This window comes from Georgenia satyanarayanai (assembly GCF_900116375.1).
GTDB lineage: Bacteria > Actinomycetota > Actinomycetes > Actinomycetales > Actinomycetaceae > Oceanitalea > Oceanitalea nanhaiensis.
The window spans coordinates 258626-274997 of sequence record NZ_UETB01000002.1 but is presented as its reverse complement, the minus strand read 5'-3'; the positions used below and the strand labels follow the sequence as shown (position 1 = coordinate 274997).

The 16372-nt window shown below is 73.2% G+C and carries 16 protein-coding genes; 8 read left to right on the top strand and 8 right to left on the bottom strand.

What is annotated here, in order from left to right; all coding sequences use genetic code 11:
* Positions 1–4: 4 nt before the first annotated feature.
* Positions 5–463 (bottom strand): hypothetical protein, encoded by a 459-nt coding sequence (locus DSZ44_RS05460; protein WP_110851587.1) that lies wholly within the window; start codon positions 461–463, stop codon positions 5–7.
* Between the two features lie 193 nt (positions 464–656).
* Between DSZ44_RS05460 and DSZ44_RS05455 the strand changes: the two genes are divergently transcribed.
* Together DSZ44_RS05455 and ispD are read left to right on the top strand one after the other, a co-directional pair.
* Positions 657–1139, top strand: coding sequence for a CarD family transcriptional regulator (locus DSZ44_RS05455; RefSeq protein WP_110851586.1), 483 nt, complete (start codon positions 657–659; stop codon positions 1137–1139).
* 5 nt (positions 1140–1144) lie between these two features.
* Positions 1145–1873, top strand: a complete 729-nt coding sequence (gene ispD / locus DSZ44_RS05450; protein ID WP_110851585.1) for a 2-C-methyl-D-erythritol 4-phosphate cytidylyltransferase — start codon at positions 1145–1147, stop codon at positions 1871–1873.
* Here ispD and DSZ44_RS05445 read toward each other — a convergent pair.
* From DSZ44_RS05445 to DSZ44_RS05435, 3 genes are all read right to left on the bottom strand, one after another.
* Entirely contained in the window at positions 1860–2660 is an 801-nt protein-coding gene (locus tag DSZ44_RS05445) for an RDD family protein (RefSeq protein WP_110851584.1), read from the bottom strand. The genes ispD and DSZ44_RS05445 overlap by 14 nt on opposite strands.
* A 95-nt stretch (positions 2661–2755) precedes the next feature.
* Entirely contained in the window at positions 2756–3232 is a 477-nt protein-coding gene (gene ispF, locus DSZ44_RS05440) for a 2-C-methyl-D-erythritol 2,4-cyclodiphosphate synthase (protein ID WP_110851583.1), read from the bottom strand.
* Positions 3233–3252: 20 nt separating this feature from the next.
* Positions 3253–4617: an MFS transporter gene (locus tag DSZ44_RS05435; protein ID WP_110851582.1), complete on the bottom strand. Its 1365-nt coding sequence runs from the start codon at positions 4615–4617 to the stop codon at positions 3253–3255.
* 79 nt (positions 4618–4696) lie between these two features.
* On the opposite strand from DSZ44_RS05435, the gene cysS reads away from it, so the two are divergent.
* The 3 genes from cysS (at position 4697) to DSZ44_RS05420 (ending at position 8159) form a co-directional block, all read left to right on the top strand.
* On the top strand, positions 4697–6136 hold the full coding sequence (gene cysS / locus DSZ44_RS05430) for a cysteine--tRNA ligase (protein WP_110851581.1): 1440 nt from the start codon (positions 4697–4699) through the stop codon (positions 6134–6136).
* Positions 6136–7098 carry a 23S rRNA (guanosine(2251)-2'-O)-methyltransferase RlmB gene (gene rlmB / locus DSZ44_RS05425; protein WP_110851580.1) on the top strand — a complete coding sequence of 321 codons (963 nt, stop codon included), beginning with the start codon at positions 6136–6138 and terminating at the stop codon, positions 7096–7098. The genes cysS and rlmB overlap by 1 nt, the downstream gene beginning before the upstream one ends.
* A gap of 224 nt (positions 7099–7322) precedes the next feature.
* Entirely contained in the window at positions 7323–8159 is an 837-nt protein-coding gene (locus DSZ44_RS05420) for an endonuclease domain-containing protein (RefSeq protein ID WP_110851579.1), read from the top strand.
* Positions 8160–8278: 119 nt separating this feature from the next.
* On the opposite strand, the gene DSZ44_RS05415 is transcribed toward DSZ44_RS05420, so the two are convergent.
* The 4 genes from DSZ44_RS05415 to DSZ44_RS05400 all read right to left on the bottom strand — a co-directional run bounded on the left by DSZ44_RS05415 (position 8279) and on the right by DSZ44_RS05400 (position 13177).
* A complete protein-coding gene (locus tag DSZ44_RS05415; RefSeq protein WP_110851578.1) occupies positions 8279–9517 on the bottom strand; it encodes a DUF4032 domain-containing protein in 1239 nt (412 codons plus the stop codon).
* A 76-nt stretch (positions 9518–9593) separates the two neighbouring features.
* Entirely contained in the window at positions 9594–10721 is a 1128-nt protein-coding gene (locus tag DSZ44_RS05410) for an ABC transporter ATP-binding protein (RefSeq protein WP_110851679.1), read from the bottom strand.
* A gap of 180 nt (positions 10722–10901) precedes the next feature.
* A complete protein-coding gene (gene otsB, locus DSZ44_RS05405; protein ID WP_110851577.1) occupies positions 10902–11759 on the bottom strand; it encodes a trehalose-phosphatase in 858 nt (285 codons plus the stop codon).
* On the bottom strand, positions 11756–13177 hold the full coding sequence (locus DSZ44_RS05400; protein ID WP_110851576.1) for an alpha,alpha-trehalose-phosphate synthase (UDP-forming): 1422 nt from the start codon (positions 13175–13177) through the stop codon (positions 11756–11758). Before DSZ44_RS05400 ends, otsB begins: the two co-directional genes overlap by 4 nt.
* A 105-nt stretch (positions 13178–13282) precedes the next feature.
* On the opposite strand from DSZ44_RS05400, the gene DSZ44_RS05395 reads away from it, so the two are divergent.
* The 3 genes from DSZ44_RS05395 (at position 13283) to DSZ44_RS05385 (ending at position 16328) form a co-directional block, all read left to right on the top strand.
* Complete coding sequence (locus tag DSZ44_RS05395; protein WP_110851575.1) at positions 13283–14917, top strand: protein kinase domain-containing protein; 1635 nt, start codon at positions 13283–13285, stop codon at positions 14915–14917.
* Between the two features lie 66 nt (positions 14918–14983).
* The gene (locus DSZ44_RS05390) at positions 14984–15466 is read left to right on the top strand and encodes a hypothetical protein (protein ID WP_110851574.1); all 483 of its coding nucleotides are present in this window, start codon (positions 14984–14986) and stop codon (positions 15464–15466) included.
* A 91-nt stretch (positions 15467–15557) separates the two neighbouring features.
* Complete coding sequence (locus DSZ44_RS05385) at positions 15558–16328, top strand: DsbA family protein (protein ID WP_110851573.1); 771 nt, start codon at positions 15558–15560, stop codon at positions 16326–16328.
* Positions 16329–16372: the final 44 nt, after the last annotated feature.

Sequence of the window (16372 nt, the reverse complement as noted above, 5' to 3'; positions counted from 1 at the left end):
CCGGTCACGGCACGTAGTCGGCGTACTGCGGGAGCGTCGAGTCGAGGACCGGCACGTTGGCCGAGACGGTGCCGTGGCCGGAGGCCTCGACGAGGCCCTCGGCGTTGGCGCCCGGCGGGACGGGGACGGACGGCACGACGACGATCTCGTCGACGCCCAGCACGACGTGGTCGGTGGCGGGGACGGGGACCTGGATGCCGCCGTCGCCGATGGTCAGCGACATGACGACGTCCTCCTCGGTGTCGTTGACGAGGCTGCCGAACACCTGGCCCTCGCCACCCTCCTCCTCGGACAGGACCATGAGGTTCTCGGCCCGGAGCTCCTCGGTGACCTCGACCCGCACACCGTCGCCCGCGTTGTACAGCTCGGCGGTCTGGATCGGGGTCATCACGCTGCAGCTGGCGACGAGCGCGGAGGCGCCGAGCAGTGCGGCGCCACGAAGCAGGTGGTGGAAGCGGGCCAAGACGGTCTCCTTCGTCGACGTGTCCCCCCAGGCTACCGGGCCGCAGGCCCCGTCCGCGCGGTCGCCCGCGCGATCCCGGCCACGCGCGGAGACCTGCCGGCCACGGGGCCGAGCCATTCCGCGGAACCCGCGGAATGGCGCCGTTTCCGCGTGCTAGAATAGGTACTCCTCGCGACCAAGGAGCATGACCACTATGACCTTCACCGTCGGTGAGACCGTCGTTTATCCCCACCACGGAGCCGCCCTCATCGAGGCGATCTCGAAGAAGGTCATCAGGGGCGAGGAGAAGCTCTACCTCAAGCTCCGGGTGGCCCAGGGTGATCTCACGATCGAGGTTCCCGCGGACAACGTCGACCTCGTCGGGGTCCGCGACGTCGTCGGCAAGGAGGGCCTGGAGCGGGTCTTCGAGGTGCTGCGCGCGCCCTACACCGAGGAACCGACGAACTGGTCGCGCCGCTACAAGGCGAACGTCGAGAAGATCGCGTCCGGTGACGTCATCAAGGTCGCCGAGGTCGTGCGCGACCTGTCCCGCCGCGACCAGGACCGCGGCCTGTCGGCCGGGGAGAAGCGCATGCTCGCCAAGGCCCGCCAGATCCTCGTCTCCGAGCTGGCCCTCGCCGAGCGCACCGAGGAGGACAAGGCCGAGGCCATGCTCGACGACGTCCTCGCCTCCTGACCCAGGTGCGTTGCGCCGCGGTCCTCACGGCTGCCGGCTCGGGCACCCGGCTGGGGCACGCCCTGCCCAAGGCCCTCGTCCCGCTCGGCGGGACCCCGCTCCTCGTCCACGCCGCGCGTGGGCTGGTCGCCTCCGGGGTGGTCGACGGCCTCGTCGTCACCGCCCCTGACGGTCATCTCGGGGAGGTGGCGTCCCTCTTCCCGGGGGGTCGCGTGCCGGGCAGCGACGTCCCCGTCCGGGTGGTTCGCGGTGGCGCGACCCGGCAGGCCTCCGTCGCCGCCGGCCTCGCCGCGCTCGACGACGTCGCCCCCGGCTGTGACGCCGTCCTCGTCCACGACGCCGCCCGCTGCCTCGCCGGGCCCGACCTCGTGCGCCGTGTCGTCGCGGCGCTGGAGGCGGGCCACCGCGCCGTCGTGCCGGGCGTGCCCGTGACCGACACCGTCAAGCGGGTGGTGGACCTGCCGGGAGGCGGTGCACGCGTCGTCGAGACGCCCGAGCGGTCCGCGCTGCGTGCGGTGCAGACGCCGCAGGGCTTCACCCGCGAGCTGCTCGAGCGGGCGCACCGGCTCGGTGCCGAGCGCGCCGCTGACGAGACCCGCGCCGTCTCGGACGACGCGGGTCTCGTGGAGTCGCTGGGCGAGGAGGTCCACCTCGTGCCCGGTGAGGCGGCGGCGCTGAAGATCACGACGGCCGCCGACCTCGAGCTGGCGGAGCGGTTGCTCAGCTCGTCCTGACGACCCGGGTTCCGCCGGCGAAGTTGTCGTGCCAGCCCTGCCGGGTGGCGGTGTTGTTGCTGATCGTCACGAGGATGGTGATGACAGCGGCCAGGGAGAGCAGGGTGCCCACCCACCCGAGCGCCGGGACGACGCCGATGATGCCGACGGCGGTCCACAGGTTTCGCTTGAGCGCCTCGGTCGTCGTGGGGTTGCCGCCGCCGGGTCCGACGGTCCTCACCTTGACGAGCATCTTGCCCAGCGTCTGCCCCCGGGCGGACTCGAGGAGCACGAAGTACCCGAGGGTGACCGCGGTGGTGACGACGGTGACGAGCGCCAACGTGCCGTAGTCGACCTGGCCGGTCATGAGGACGTTCGCGAAGGCGTCGGCGCCGAGGAGCCAGCCGATGATCCCGTTGACGACGGTGAGGATGATGTTGTCGATCAGCCGCGCGATGACGCGGGTGCCGAGATCGGCCGGCTGACCGGCGGTGGAGAAGTCCGGCACCTGCGGCGCGTAGTACGGCTGCTGGCCCTGCGGCTGCTGGCCGTGCGGTGGCTGCTGGCCGGAGTGCTGCTGCCCGTACGGGGTCTGCTGGCCGGAGGGCTGTTGCCCGGCCGGCGGCTGCTGACCGTAGGGCGGCTGCTGACCGTAGGGCTGCTGACCGTGGGGAGGTTGGCCGGCGGGCGGCTGCTGGCCGTAGAGGCCACCGCCCTGTCCGGGCGGCGGCGGGGGCGGCGGCGGGATGGAGCCCGGGCGCGGGGGGTTCTCGCCGGAGGAGGGGCCTCCGGTGGACGACTCGCTCATGTCAGGCCTTTCGCTGGATCGGGTCCCTGCCATGCTAGTGACCGGCGGCACACCGGTGGCCGTGTTGCTCGGCTACGGGAGCGCCCTTCCGTCACTCAGCGGGCGACGAGAGCGGTGGCGACGGCGAGCAGGCCCTCGCCGCGGCCGGTGAAGCCGAGCCCGTCCGTCGTCGTCGCCGACAGGCTGACGGGTGCCCCGACGGCGCGGGACATCGCCTCGGCGGCCTCCTCCCGGCGGCGGCCGATCCGCGGCCGGTTGCCGACGACCTGGACGGCGACGTTGCCGATCTCGAAACCCGCCTCGCGGACGAGGGCCGCGGTGGCGGTGAGGAGCTCGGCGCCGGACGCCCCCGCCCAGCGCGGGTCGGACGTGCCGAAGCGGGACCCGAGGTCGCCCAGGCCCGCTGCCGACAGGAGCGCGTCGCAGGCCGCGTGCGCGGCGACGTCGCCGTCGGAGTGTCCCTCCAGGCCGACCTCACCGGGCCACTCGAGGCACGCGACGTGGAGTGGACGGTCGCTGCCCTCGCGGGCGAAGGCGTGGACGTCGGTCCCGATCCCGGTGCGCGGCAGCATGGTCGCCAGGGTAGCGAGGCTCAGGCGGGCATCGGCTCGTGCAGGGCGCTCTCGCTGCGCACCTTCACGCGCACGGGCAGGAGCAGCAGCAGCCCGACGCTGAGCACCGCGACGATGCCGAGGATGCCCCAGTGCTCCGCGTCCGCCGCGCTCCGGCCGGTGACCGCGGCACCGACGGAGATCGCCAGCGCGAAGGACGCGGGCGCCAGGAAGCTCACCGCGCGGCCGGTGGTGGCGTACAGCCCGAAGAGCTCGCCCTCCTTGCCCTTGGGGATGAGCCGCGCGAGGAAGGTGCGGGAGGCCGACTGCGCCGGTCCGACGAAGATGCACAGCACGAGGCCGAGGGACCAGAAGACGACGGCACCGTGGTCGTGGAGGAGGAAGACGCCGATGCCGGCGAGGATCATGGCGACGAGCGAGCCGACGATGACCCGCTTGGGGCCGAGCCTGTCGTCGAGGGCGCCGAAGGCGATCGTGGCGACCCCCGCGACGAGGTTCGCCGCGACGCCGAAGACGATGACCTCGCCGCCGTCGAAGCCGAAGACCGTGGCCGCGACGACGCCACCGAAGGTGAAGACGCCGGCCAGGCCGTCGCGGAAGATCGCGCTGGCGCCGAGGAAGAACACGGTGTGGTGGTCCTGGCGCCACACGTTCCGCACCGAGCTGAGGAGCAGGCGGTAGGAGCCGACGACGCCGAGTCGGGGCAGTGTTCCGCGGGAGGAGCGGTCGTCACGGATGGTGAAGATGACCGGCAGGGAGAACAGCAGGGTCCAGCCGGCACAGATGAGCATCGCGACGCGCACGTCCATGCCGTTGTCCGACGTGATGCCGAAGAGGCCGACCTCCGGGCTGATGAGCCCGAAGTAGATGACGAGGAGGAGGACGATCCCGCCGATGTAGCCCAGCCCCCAGCCGAGACCCGAGATCCGGCCGATGGTCCGCGGCGTCGAGATCCCGTTGAGCATGGCGTAGTAGTTCACCGAGGCGAGCTCGAAGAAGATGTTGCCGACCGCGAGGAGCACCAGGCCGAGCCACAGGTTGCTCGGGTCCGGCGCGACGAGGAAGAGCGACGCGGAGATGACGACGACGACCATCGTGTTGACGGCCAGCCAGAAGGTCCGCCGTCCCGACCGGTCCGAGCGGAGGCCCGCCACCGGTGCGCACACCGCGATGAGCGCGCCCGCGGCGGCCAGCGCCCAGCCCAGCTTCTGCGAGGCGCCGGGCCCGAAGAGGTCGGCGTCGGTGATGTACACGGTGAAGACGAAGGTGGTGATGACGGCGTTGAAGGCCGCCGACCCCCAGTCCCACAGGCTCCAGGCGTAGACGGGCCAACCGAAGCCCTGGCGGCGCTGCGTGGGACGTGGTGTCACGGGCCGGGTGGTCACGGGACTGACGTTAGCGCCCCACGGTGACGTCCGGCACCGCACCGCGGCGTCCAGGCCCTGCGCCGGTAGCCTGGGGCACGTGAGCCTGCGACTTCATGACTCCGCCACCCGGTCGGACCGCGAGCTGGTGCCCCTCGTCCCCGGACGGGTGAGCATCTACCTCTGTGGCGCCACCGTCCAGGGGGCACCGCACGTGGGTCACCTGCGCTCGGGGATCGCCTTCGACGTGCTCGCCCGGTGGCTGCGCCGTCGGGGCCTGGAGGTCACCCTCGTCCGCAACGTCACCGACATCGACGACAAGATCCTCACCAAGTCCACCGAGGCCGGGGTGCCGTGGTGGGCCTGGGCCTACCGTTTCGAGCAGGAGTTCACCGCCGCGTACGACGCCGTCGGGGTCGGCCGTCCCACCTACGAGCCGCGTGCGACCGGGCACGTGACCGAGATGGTCGCTCTCGTCGACCGGCTCGTCGAGCGCGGGCACGCCTACCGGGGCGAGGGCGCCAACGTCTACTTCGACGTCCGCTCCTTCCCCGAGTACGGCGGTCTGACCCGCCAGCTGCTCGAGAACATGTCGACCCTCGACGAGGAGGAGGCCGGCGACAAGCGCGACCCCCGCGACTTCGCCCTGTGGAAGACCCCCAAGGACGGCGAGCCCGCCTCCGCCGCCTGGGACACCCCCTACGGGCGCGGGCGCCCCGGTTGGCACCTGGAGTGCTCCGCCATGGCGCACCGCTACCTCGGGGAGAGCTTCGACATCCACGGCGGCGGCATCGACCTGCGCTTCCCCCACCACGAGAACGAGGTGGCCCAGTCCCGTGCGGCCGGGTACGGCTTCGCGCAGCACTGGATGCACAACGCCTGGGTGACCGTGGGCGGGGAGAAGATGAGCAAGTCGCTGGGCAACTCGCTCGTCGTCTCCGCCGTCCTCGAGCGCGTGCCGGCGGTCGTGCTGCGCTTCGCGCTCGGCACCGTCCACTACCGCTCGACGGTCGAGTTCTCCGAGGACTCCCTCGCCGAGGCGACGAGCACGTGGGAGCGGCTCAGCGGCTTCGTCACCCGCGCCGTCGAGCGCGTGGGGCAGGTGCCCGCCGAGGAGGTGACGGGCCGGCCGATCTCCGCGCTGCCGCCCGCATTCGTCGCCGCGATGGACGACGACCTCAACGTGTCCGCCGCGCTCGCCGCCGTGCACGAGCAGGTGCGTACGGGCAACAACGCCCTGACCGCCGGTGAGGACAGCGTCGTGTGGCAGGCCCAGCTCCAGGTGCGCTCGATGCTCGACGTGCTGGGGCTGGACCCGCTCGCGGCGCCGTGGGCCACGGCCGCCGGCGCCGACGACGCCGCCCGCGAGGCGCTGGACGTGCTCGTGCCCGTCGTGCTCGCCGAGCGCGCGGACGCCCGCAGGACCAAGGACTGGGCCCGCGCCGACGCGCTGCGGGACCAGCTGCAGGCGGCGGGCATCATCATCGAAGATTCACCCGACGGTGCCAGATGGCAGCTGGGGACGAGAGGAGGCCGTTGATGGCCGGGAACTCCAAGCGCCGAGGCGCAGTACGCAAGGCCGGGTCGAAGAAGGGGGCGACCGTCGGCAGCGGCGGCAAGAACCGCCGGGGCCTCGAGGGGCGCGGGCCCACGCCCAAGGCCTCCGACCGGCCCTACCACCCGGCGGCAGCCCGCAAGGCGGCCGCCGAGAAGCGGGAGGGCCGCGGGGCGTCGGCGCGCAAGCCGGCGGCACGCCCGAGCAGCGGGCGCGAGCTCGTCGCCGGCCGTAACGCGGTTCTCGAGGCGGTGCGGGCCGGTATCCCGATCGACCACGTCTACCTCGCCGCCCGCGTCGACTCCGACGAGCGCCTGGGCGAGGTGCTGCGCACCGTCACCGCCCGCAACACCCCGCTCCTCGAGGCGAGCAAGAGCGACCTCGACAAGCTCACCGACGGCGGCAACCACCAGGGCATCGCCATCCAGGTGCCCCCCTACGAGTACGCCGACCCGGCCGACCTCCTCGGCCGCTTCCCGGGCAGCGCGCCGCTCATCGTCGCCCTCGACGGTGTCACCGACCCGCACAACCTCGGTGCGGTCCTCCGCTCCGCCGGGGCCTTCGGGGTGGACGGCGTGCTGGTCCCCGAGCGTCGCTCGGCCGGCGTCACCGCCACCGTGTGGCGGGTGTCCGCCGGCGCCGCCGCACGCGTGCCGGTGGCGCGGGCGACGAACCTCGTGCGGGCGCTGCAGGACTACAAGAAGGCCGGCTGCTTCGTCGTCGGGCTCGACGGGGAGGCGCCCACGACGGTGGCCGAGCTCGAGCTCGCCACCGAGCCGCTCGTCGTCGTGGTCGGGTCCGAGGGCAACGGGCTGTCGCGGCTCGTGCGCGAGACGTGCGACGCGATCGCCGGCATCGAGATCTCCTCGAGCGTGGAGTCCCTCAACGCCGCCGTGGCCACGGGCATCAGCCTCTACGAGATCGCCCGCATCCGCGCCACCCGCTGAGCCGCGCACGGCGGCCTGCCCGCAGACCGCCGCTGATCTGATCCGAAGTCCGCGACACGCGGACGACACGCCGGGACACCCGTCGCCCAGGCCGGGCACCTCCGGACCTTGGATCAGGTCAGCAACACCTCGGTTCCCTCACAGGAGCCGGTGGCGTGCGGTGCATCCACCGCCAGGGCTCCGGCTGCCGCGCGGTACGTCGGGCGAGGGCCACCGTTTGCCGGGTGGACGTGGTCGATCGGCTGTGGACGTACGGCGGGGCGGGCAAACGCTCGCAGGTCGCCCGCTCGCGGCCGGAGCAGCGTGCCGTCGCGGCGGCGGTCGCGGCCGGCGAGGTGCGTGAGCTCGGCGGGGGATGGCTGGCCGTGCCGCAGGCCGAGCCGTCCGTGGTCATCGCCCGATGCCTCGGGGCGGCGGTGACGTGCGTGAGCATCGCGCCCTTCTACGACCTGCCCGTCCTCTCCGATCCGGATCGCCCGCACGTCTCGCTGCCCCGCGGTCGCGGCATGCGGGAGGCCCGCCTGCCCGTGCGTGTGCACCGCGAGAGCGGCTGGACGGCGCCTCCGCCGACGGGCTCTCCGCTGGCGCCGCTGGCGGACGCCCTGGCGCGTGTGCTGCGCTGCAGGCCGGTCGAGGAAGCGGTGGTCGTCGTGGACGCTGCCCTGCGCAAGCACCTCGTGACGAGGCAGGAGGTCCGCCGCACGCTCGTCGGTCCCGGCAGCCCTGCGGCGCTGGCGACCCTGGAGCGCTGCAGCCCCCGGAGCAGGTCCGCGATCGAGAGCCTCGCACGGCTCGCCCTCGAGGACGCCGGGCTGGAGGTGTCCCCGGGCGTGGACATCGACGAGGTGGGCGAGGTCGACCTCCTGGTCGAGGGGCGCGTCGTCGTGGAGTGCGACGGCTTCGCCTACCACTCCGGGCGCAAGGCCTACCGGGAGGACCGGAGGCGCGACAGGGTGCTCGTCGCCAAGGGCTACCTCCCCCTGCGCTTCACCTGGGAGGACATCATGAACGATCCCACCGTCGTGGTGACCGGCGTGCTCCGCGCGCTCGGCAGGGCGTGACGCTGTGCTGATCCGAAGTCGGCCGAGACGCCGCCTGGGCGCCAGGTGTCCCGGCGTGTCGTGCGCGTGTTGCGGACTTCGGTGCGAAACGGCGACAGGCCCGCGGCGCGGCGGCCGTGCTAGAAGTCGTCGGGGCGGGGGACATCGGCGCCGAGGAAGGCGCGCTCGTCGGGGCGGTGGCGCAGGACGGCCTCGACGTAGGACTTCACCGCCTCGGGCAGCGGGACGTCACGCTGCTGCTGCTCGGAGATGAACCACCGGTGCTCGAGGACCTCGTGGAAGATCTCGGCGGGCTCGAGCTTCCCGCGCAGCTCGCGCGGGATGGCGCGGACGGTGGGCTCGAAGACCTTGGCCAGCCAGTCGTGCGCGACGAACTCCTCCTCCTCGCCCTGCCGGTCGGTCGCGGCACGGTAGGCGTCGAGGTCGTTGAGCATGCGCCGGGCCTGGTTCTCCTGGACGTCCAGGCCGGTCAGCCGCATCATCCGGCGGTGGTGGTGGCCGGCGTCGACCACCTTCGGCTGGATCTGGACGCTCGTGCCGTCGACGTCGGTCGTGATCGACAGCTCCCCGACGTCGTAGCCGAGGTCGTTGAGGCGGTCGATGCGGGCGGCGACCCGCCAGCGCTCGCCGGTGTCGAAGGACTCGGAGTCGGTGAGCTCGCGCCACAGCGTGGTGTACCGCTCGGCGATTCGGTTGCCGACCTCGATGGTGTCGACGTCCTCGTCGAGGATCTCCCCGGCCTGAAGGTCCATGAGCTCGCCGATGATGTTCGTGCGGGCGATGTCGAGGTCGTACTCGCGCTGGCCGATCGTCAGCTCGGGCTGGAACTCGCCGGTCTCGGCGTCGACGAGGTAGGCGGCGAAGGCGCCGGCGTCACGCCGGAACAGCGTGTTCGACAGGGAGACGTCGCCCCAGTAGAAACCGAGCAGGTGGAGCCGCACGAGGAGCACCGCCGCGGCATCGATGAGGCGGGTGGCGGTGTCCGGGCGCAGGTACTGGGAGAACAGCGCGCGGTAGGGCAGCGAGAACTGGAGGTGCTCCGTGACGAGCACGGAGTCCAGCGGCTCACCCTGCGGCGTGGCGCGGCCGGTGATGACGGCGAGCGGCTGCACCGACGGCGCGTCGAGCCGGTTGAGGTTGCGGAGCATCTCGTACTCGTGGAACGCCACGGTCTCGCCGATCTCCTTGACGGCGATGACGCGCCCGGAGAGCCGCACGAAGCGCACGACGTGGCGGGAGATGCCGCGCGGCAGTGCGGCGAGCACCGACTCGGGCCACTCCTCGAGAGCCACCTCCCACGGGAGGTCGAGGAGGGCAGGGTCGAGCCGCGCAGCGGTGATCTCCAGGGACTGTGCCATCAGCTCCGACTCCTCGTGACGTGCCGCAGGGGCGAACCCGACCGTATCGGGTCCGCCCCTGCGATGCGCTGGCGCGTCAGTTGGGCAGACGCTCGCCCGTGGACACGGCGAAGTTGTGCTGCTCGCCCGCGCGGATGCGGGCGTGGATCGTGTCGCCCTTCATCGGCACGTCACGCGGGTCGATGCGCACGATGATCTGCGAGTCGCCCGCGCCCGAGGTGATGTGCGACGCGAGCTCCTGCGAACCGGCCAGGCGGCCGTAGACGAAGGCGTCCGAGCCGAGCTCCTCGACGAGGTCGACGGTCACCGGGATCGCGCCCTCGGTGCCGGCGGACACCCGGTCCAGCGACTCGGGGCGGAAGCCGACGACGATCTCGCCCTTCTCGTCGCCGCTCATCGCGCTGATGGTCTCGCGGCTCAGCGGCATGCGGACGTCACCGAGCACGGCGGCGCCGTCCTCGATGCGGAAGGTGCCGAGGTTCATCGCGGGGGAGCCGATGAAGCCGGCGACGAAGACGTTCGCGGGACGGTCGTACATGTCGCGCGGGGTGCCGACCTGCTGGAGGACGCCGTCCTTGAGGACCGCGATGCGGTCGCCCATGGTGAGGGCCTCGGTCTGGTCGTGGGTGACGTAGACCGTGGTGACGCCCAGGCGGCGCTGCAGCGAGGCGATCTGCGTGCGGGTCTGCACACGGAGCTTGGCGTCGAGGTTCGACAGCGGCTCGTCCATGAGGAACACCTGCGGCTGGCGGACGATCGCGCGGCCCATGGCCACACGCTGACGCTGACCACCGGAGAGGGCCTTGGGCTTGCGGTCGAGGTACTCGGACAGGTCGAGGATCTTGGCGGCCTCCTCGACGCGCTGGCGGATCTCGGCCTTCGGCTTGCCGGCGATCTTCAGCGCGAAGCCCATGTTGTCGGCCACCGACATGTGCGGGTACAGCGCGTAGTTCTGGAAGACCATCGCGATGTCGCGGTCCTTGGGCTGGACGTCGGTGACGTCGCGGTCACCGATGAGGATCCGGCCGGAGTTGACGTCCTCGAGGCCCGCCAGCATGCGCAGCGAGGTCGACTTGCCGCAGCCGGAGGGGCCGACGAGCACGAGGAACTCGCCGTCGGCGACGTCGAGGTTCAGTGCGTCCACGGCCGGGCGCTCCGTGCCCGGGTAGACGCGAGTGGCGTTGTCGAACGTGACTGATGCCATGGTGGTGTACATCCCTTCACCGGCAGGTACGTGCCGGACGATCCGTTGTGAAGAGTGCAAGGTGTCTGCCTTGACACTGGCCCGACCGCGGGGATCGGCGACCACCGAGGCTGGGCTGGGGCCAGTGTGACACAGGAGGGGTGTCGGGCGGCACAGCCGCAGGTCCCGGTGTGGCCGGGCTCACACGGCCTCGCGCAGCTCCAGGAGGCGCAGGAGGACGGCGGCCATCTCCTCCGGGTCGGCGACCCGGTAGCCGGCCGCGGTCGTTCCGCCGCCCACCTTGATCCCCACGTCCTGCGGCTCCAGGACGGCGAAGGCGTCCTCGTCGGTGACGTCGTCCCCGGCGAAGAGCACCGCCTGGGGGGCGACGTCGGCGCGCAGCTCGGCCACGGCGTCGCCCTTGGTCGCGTGGACGACCGCCAGCTCGACGACGGACTTGCCCTCCTGCACACGCAGGCCCGGGCGGGTGGCCGGTCCGGCGAGGACGGCGTCGGTGAGGGCGGCGGCGTCCTCGGGAGTGCACTGCCGCGAGTGCACGACGACGGACGCCGGCTTGGTCTCGACCCAGGCGCCCTCGTAGCGGGCGGCGAGGTCGGTGGTCTCGCGAAGGGTCTCGGCGCGCAGGGCCGCCTGCTCGTCGGTGAGGGCGAGCGGCTCGGTGACGAGCTCGGGCAGCTGGTTGGGGGACAGGCCCACGTGCCCGCGCTGCGCGCCGTGGCTGCCGACGATGCGCGTGCCGACCGGGACCTCGGCGAGGGAGACCAGCGAGGTGGCCTCGCGTCCGGAGATGAGGGCGACGTGGACGCCGGGCAGGGCGTCGAGCCGGGCGAGTGCCTCGACCGCGGCGGGCACGATCCGCGACTCGGCGGGGTCGTCGACGAGCGGCGCGAGCACGCCGTCGAAGTCGAGCGCGACGAGGATCGAGGGCTGGGCAGCGAGCTCGCGCAACGCCTGGTCGAGGATCTCCTCGACGTGCTGGACGAACAGGGGGACGTCGACCCCGGGGCCGGGGACGCCCGGGTCGTGGCTCTCGCTCATGCCTCGCTCCTTCCGGTGGACAGGGCACTGAGGAAGTCCTCGGCCCAGCGTTGGACGTCGTGCTCGACGACGCGGCGGCGCAGTGCCCGCATCCGCCGTCGCCGCTCACGCGGCTCCATGCCGATGGCCCGCATGATCGCGGTCTTGGTGCCGTCGATGTCGTGCGGGTTGATGAGCAGCGCCTGGCCGAGCTCGTCGGCGGCACCGGTGAACTCGCTGAGCACGAGGACGCCTCCGAGGTCGCGCCGGGCGGCGATGTACTCCTTGGCGACGAGGTTCATGCCGTCACGCAACGACGTGACGAGCATGACGTCGGCCGCGAGGTAGAGGGCAGCCATCTCCTCGGCGGGGTAGGAGTGGTGCATGTAGTGGACGGCCGGCTTGCCCAGGACGCCGTAGTCGCCGTTGATGCGCCCGACCGTCACCTCGATCTCGTCGCGCAGCTGGCGGTACTGGTCCACCCGCTCGCGGGAGGGGCTGGCGATCTGGACAAGGGTCGTCTCGGGCGGGTGGGCACGCCCGTCGGCGAGCAGCTCGCCGAAGGCCTTGAGCCGGTGCCGGATGCCCTTGGTGTAGTCGAGGCGGTCCACGCCGAGGAGGAGGACGTCGGGGCTGCCGAGCTCCTGGCGGATCTCGACGGCGCGCTGCTGCACCGGCTCGCTCTGGGCGAGCTCGTCGAACGCCGCGGTGTCGATGGAGATCGGAAAGACGCCGGCGCGCACCCGGCGCTCGGGCCGCGACCACCGGGCGCCGACCGTGACGGCGCGGCCCTTGGTGGTGAGCGGCGTGAGGCGACGTACGGCACGCATGAAGTTCGAGGCGTCCGAGGAGCGCTGGAAGCCGATGAGGTCGGCACCGAGAAGCCCCTCGACCACCTGCCGCCGCCAGGGAAGCTGGCTGAAGATCTCGACCGGCGGGAACGGGATGTGGTTGAAGAAGCCGATGCGCACGTCGGGCCGCAGCATCCGGAGCACGGACGGGACCAGCTGAAGCTGGTAGTCGTGGACCCACACGGTGCCGCCCTCGGCCACCGCCTCGGCCGCGGCGGCAGCGAAGCGGCGGTTGACGGCGACGTAGGCGTTCCACCACTTGCGGTGGTACTCCGGCGGCACGATGACGTCGTGGTAGAGCGGCCACAGCGTGCCGTTGGAGAAGCCCTCGTAGTAGTCCGCGATCTCCTGCTCGCTCAGCGTGACGGGCCACACGCGGATGCCGTCGGCCTCGAAGGGGTCGAGGGACAGGTCGGGGCTGCCCGCCCAGCCCACCCAGGCCCCCTCGTGCTGCCGCATGACGGGCGCGAGCGCCGTGACGAGGCCGCCGGGGGAGCGGGACCAGTCGACGGCGCCGTCGGCGTCGAGGGTGATGTCGACGGGAAGGCGGTTGGCGACGACGACGATCGAGTGCTCACCGGCAGGCATCAGGTGCTCAGTCCTCCTAGGGAATCCTGCTGCCGAGGCTACCCGGGGCCGCGCGCAGCGGCATGGGGAGGACGGTGCCGGCGGCCGGCTGGGTAAGTTGTCGCCATGCAGGGGATCGACGGCTACCACCTCGTGCGGCGCATCGGCGCCGGCGGGATGGGCACGGTCCACGAGGCCCTCGACGCCGAGGGCAACCGGGTGGCGGTCAAGGTGCTCCACGAGTCGATCGCGGCCGACCCCGCGGCCCGCGACCGCCTGCGCCGGGAGGTCGAGCTCCTCCACCGCGTCCGCGGGCAGGGGGTGGCCCGGGTGCTGGACGCGGAGGTCGACGGCGTCACCGCCTTCGTCGTCACCGAGCTCGTCGACGGGCCCACCCTCGAGGACGACGTCCGCGAGCACGGGCCGCTGGACGCCGAGGAGCTCGGCGGGCTCGCCCACGGGCTCGCCGCAGGCCTGCGCTCCATCCACGCCGCCGGCGTCACCCACCGCGACCTCAAGCCGGGCAACGTCATGCTCGCCCCCGACGGCCCCGTCATCATCGACTTCGGCATCGCGCAGGTGGCCGACGACGTGCGCCTCACCCAGACGGGCATGGTCACCGGAACCCCGGGATACCTCGACCCGGAGGTCCTCGCCGGTGCCGACCCGGGGCCCGACGGCGACTGGTGGGCGTGGGCCGCCGTCCTCACCTTCGCGGCCACCGGGCGTCCCCCCTTCGGCCGCGGGACGATGCAGGCGGTGCTCGGCCGAGTGAGCACCGGCATCGTCGACACCGCCGGGCTGCCCGACGACGTCGCCGCGGCGCTCGCGGCAGCGCTGGACCCCGCGCCGGAGCGCCGCCTCCCGCCGGAGGAGCTGCTCGCCGCGGTCGACGGGGACTGGGACCGGCCCGCTCTCACCGCCCTGCTCGCCCCGCCGCCCCCGTCCGTCCCGCGGACCTCCGTGCTTCCCTCCCCTCGTCCGCCGTCGTCCGAGACGCGGGTGCTCCCGCCCGTGGTCGACGAGCCCTACCCGGGGATGCAGCAGCCGTGGCAGGCGGCGCCGCAGCAGGCGTGGCAGCCGGAGTCGCAGCGCCCCTGGCAGCCCGAGCCGCAGTACCCGGCGCCCGTGCAGCAGCACCCGCCGGTGCAGGCCCCGCCGGGATGGGGCTCCGCCGCGCCGCTCGAGCCCCCGGAGTGGGCCCGGCCGCCGCGGCGACGGACCGGCGCGGTGGCCGCGCTCGGCCTCGGGCTCAGCGCGCTCGCGCTCGTCGCGCCGGGATCGTGGCTGGTCGGGCTGGCAGCGCTCCTCGTCGTCCTCGGTGCGGTGGGACGGGGGACCCGGCGGCTGCGGGCGGGCCGGCTGCGGCGCGGCCCGCGGCGCTCCGACGCTGCGCGGGCCTGGCTCGGCGCGCCCGCCCACCTGCTGTGGGCGGCCGGCGCGGCGCTCCCGGGAGTGCTGCTCGCCGTCGTCGTCGCCGGTGGGGGCTGGTGGGCGGCGCACGGCATCGGCGTCGCCAGCGGCTCGGCCACGCCGGCGCTGACCTGGGCCGCAGCGGCGGCCGGGCTCGCGCTCGCGTGGGTCGCCCCGCCGTCCGCGTCCGCACGGGAGGGGGCGCGTGCGGTCCTCGGCGGGCTGCCGGTGCCGGCGGTGCGAGCGGTCGTCCTGGCGGCGCTCACGACGGCGGCGGTGCTGGGCGTCGTCGTCCTCGCCGGGAACGCACCCGACCCGGTGTGGTCCCCGCTTCCCGAGCCGGCCTGAGGCCGTCATCCGAGATCGTCACCGTGATGATCGCCACGCGGCGGGCGCGGCACGTACGCTGACCCGGTGCCCCACACCCGTCCGCTCGCGCGTCATGGCCTCGTCCTGGCCGTGGCCGCGCTGCTGCCTGCGCTCGCGGCGCTGCTCAGCGGCACGGTGCACGTCGCCCGGTGCGTGAGCGTGCCCGGCGGGATCGCGCACGTGGGCCTCAACCTCGCCCTGCTGCGCCCCGCGGCGGAGTGCCCGACGACGGGTGTCGCGCTGGGCGGGGAGGGCGAGCAGGTGCTCACCGCCGTCGTGCTGCTCACCGTGCCGATGCTGCTGCTCCACGCCGGCGTGCTCGCCGGCAGCTGGGGAGCGGGCGCCGTCGTGCGGCGGTCGCTGGCGCGGCTCGCCCGGCTCACGCCGTGGCGCCGACAGCCGGTGCCACGGCCGGTCGTCGTGCCCGCCCGCCTGAGCACCGCCGTCGGGACCCTCACGGTCCCCGCGTGGCGCACGCCCGCGGCCGTCCCGCTGCTGCGCGGACCGCCGGCCGGCCTGCCGGCCTGAGCTCTCCCTCCCGCCGCGGGGACGAGCGCGGCCGCACGGCGGACCGCCACACCCACGGGCGCAGCACGCCCACCCCAGACCAGGAGATCCCATGTCCAACGCCAAGGTGAACAAGCAGCAGGAGCGCCGCGACGCCGCGCGCGAGCAGGCCCGCAAGCTCCGCGAGGCGCAGCAGCGTCGCGAGAAGCGCAACCGCCTGCTCATCATCGCCGGCGTCGTCGTCTTCATCGCGATCGTCGCCGCCGCTCTCTTCGCCATCATCAACTCCCGCAACGCCGACCCGCTCGAGGGGGTCGACTCCCAGCCCGCCGGCGCCATCGAGAGCGGTGCGATCCAGGTCGGTGCCGACGGCGTCGGCTCGGTGAGCGAGGGCGCGCCCGTCGTCGACGTCTACCTCGACTACCTGTGCACCCACTGCTGGACCTTCGAGAACGTCAACGAGGGTGTCCTGGAGGAGCTCGCCGCGAACGGCGAGGCCACGGTGAACTACCACCCGATCGCCTACATCAGCGGCTCCGACTTCAACGTCCGCGGTGCGAGTGCCCTCGCGGAGGTGGCGACCCAGTCCCCCGAGCACTTCGGGGAGTTCAACAACCAGCTCTTCGCCGCCCAGCCCGAGGGGGGCGCGACCCCGCTGAGCAACGAGCAGATCGCCGACGCCGCCCGCGAGGTGGGCGTCCCGGAGGAGGTCATCGAGACCTTCGACGACGTCCGCTACAGCGACTGGGTCCAGGGCGCCACCGAGCAGGCGCGCCGCGACGAGATCGGCGGCACGCCCACCGTGCTCATCGACGGTGAGCCCTTCACCGGCTGGCAGCAGCCGGGCGGGCTGGCCCAGGCCGTCACCGACGCCGGAGCCTGACCCTGGCACCACGTCTGGCAGACTTCTCGGGGCGGGGCCCGTGC